The sequence below is a fragment of the Stenotrophomonas sp. 2YAF22 genome (assembly GCF_052114665.1).
Lineage (GTDB): Bacteria > Pseudomonadota > Gammaproteobacteria > Xanthomonadales > Xanthomonadaceae > Stenotrophomonas > Stenotrophomonas indicatrix.
In genome coordinates this window covers 1-2,043 of sequence record NZ_JBFRFE010000696.1, presented here as the reverse complement: position 1 = coordinate 2,043, position 2,043 = coordinate 1, and the positions used below count along the sequence as shown (strand labels likewise).

At 62.5% G+C, this 2,043-nt stretch carries 2 protein-coding genes; both read left to right on the top strand.

Translation table 11 applies throughout. The annotated features are described in order from the left end of the window. Nucleotides 1-222: 222 nt before the first annotated feature. The gene (lexA, locus tag AB4Y84_RS20050; protein WP_025878920.1) at nucleotides 223-858 is read left to right on the top strand and encodes a transcriptional repressor LexA; all 636 of its coding nucleotides are present in this window, start codon (nucleotides 223-225) and stop codon (nucleotides 856-858) included. Between the two features lie 201 nt (nucleotides 859-1,059). After that, a partial coding sequence (gene recA / locus AB4Y84_RS20045; RefSeq protein WP_442250766.1) for a recombinase RecA occupies nucleotides 1,060-2,043 on the top strand: 984 nt, incomplete at its 3' end.

Here is a 2,043-nt window from a genome sequence, read left to right as displayed (position 1 = left end):
GCACACGTAGTGTGCTTGGCGCTGCGGTTCCCACCGGGAATCGCGGAATCGCGCAGCGATTCCTGCAGAGCCGACCGCTGGCCGGCTGCTTTTGCGTTTGCCGCCCGGCTATTCGCCCGATAACCGAGCATGGCCCTGCACTACAGGTCGGTTTCGGCCCGCATTGCGCCTTGACGCACCCGGCACTTGCAGCGCTGGGTATTAGTAGTAATACTACTAACCATGGACCTGACCGACACCCAGCAGGCGATCCTGCAGTTGATCGCCGAGCGTATCGAGAGCGAAGGCGCACCTCCTTCGCAGACTGAAATCGCGCGTGCCTTCGGCTTCAAGGGCGTACGCGCAGCGCAGTATCACCTGGAGGCGCTGGAGCAGGCCGGGGCGATCCGTCGCGTGCCGGGCCAGGCCCGCGGCATCCGTCTGGTGCAGGCACCGCCGGTGGAGAAGCTTGCCGAGCCGGGTCTGCCCGACAGCGTCCTGCGTCTGCCGATCCTGGGTCGGGTTGCTGCGGGTCTGCCGATCGGCGCCGACATCGGCTCGGATGATTTCGTGGTGCTGGACCGCGTGTTCTTCTCGCCGGCACCGGATTACCTGCTGAAGGTGCAGGGCGATTCGATGATCGACGAAGGCATCTTCGATGGCGACCTGATCGGTGTGCACCGCACGCGCGATGCCCATTCCGGGCAGATCGTGGTGGCCCGCATCGATGACGAGATCACCGTCAAGCTGCTGAAGATCGCCAAGGATCGCATCCGCCTGCTGCCGCGCAATCCCGATTACAAGCCGATTGACGTGCTTCCGGACCAGGATTTCTCGATCGAGGGCCTGTACTGCGGGCTGCTACGACCGAACCGTTGACGATTCACCCTGCATTTCCCGCGGTCTTTTGTGGCGATTCTCTGGTTCTGCTGAGGTTGGTACGGATGTCCGATAATTTTTTTCCGAACGCCGGGCAGAATCTCAGCCTGTGCGATACGCCAGCCTTAAAGTGAACCCATGGCCAAGAAGACTTCCAAAGACAGCACCTCCAACGACGTGACCTCTGCAAGGACCAATCCGATGGACGAGAACAAGAAGCGCGCCCTCGCTGCAGCTCTGGGCCAGATCGAAAAGCAGTTCGGCAAGGGCTCGGTGATGCGCATGGGCGACCGCGTGGTCGAGCCCGTCGAGGCGATCCCGACCGGTTCTCTGATGCTGGATATCGCATTGGGCATTGGTGGCCTGCCCAAGGGCCGCGTGGTGGAGATCTACGGTCCGGAATCCTCCGGCAAGACCACGTTGACCCTGCAGGCCATCGCCGAGTGCCAGAAGCTGGGTGGTACCGCCGCCTTCATCGATGCCGAGCACGCGCTGGACCCGATCTACGCAGGCAAGCTGGGCGTCAATGTTGACGATCTGCTGCTGTCGCAGCCGGATACCGGTGAGCAGGCGCTTGAAATCGCCGACATGCTGGTGCGTTCCGGTTCGGTGGACATCCTGGTGGTCGACTCGGTCGCCGCGTTGACCCCCAAGGCTGAAATCGAAGGCGAGATGGGCGACCAGTTGCCGGGTCTGCAGGCGCGTCTGATGAGCCAGGCGCTGCGCAAGCTGACCGGCAACATCAAGCGCTCGAACACCCTGGTGGTGTTCATCAACCAGCTGCGCATGAAGATCGGCGTGATGATGCCGGGCCAGAGCCCGGAAGTGACCACCGGCGGCAACGCGCTGAAGTTCTATGCCTCGGTGCGCCTGGACATCCGCCGTATCGGCGCGATCAAGAAGGGCGACGAGATCATCGGCAACCAGACCAAGATCAAGGTCGTCAAGAACAAGCTGGCGCCCCCGTTCAAGCAGGTCATCACCGAGATCCTGTACGGCGAAGGCATCAGCCGCGAAGGCGAGCTGATCGATATGGGTGTCGAAGCCAAGCTGGTCGAGAAGGCCGGTGCCTGGTACAGCTACGGTGAAGAGCGCATCGGCCAGGGCAAGGACAACGCCCGTGGCTATCTGCGCGACAACCCGCAGGTTGCCGCCAAGCTTGAGGCTGAGCTGCGCGAGAAGTTC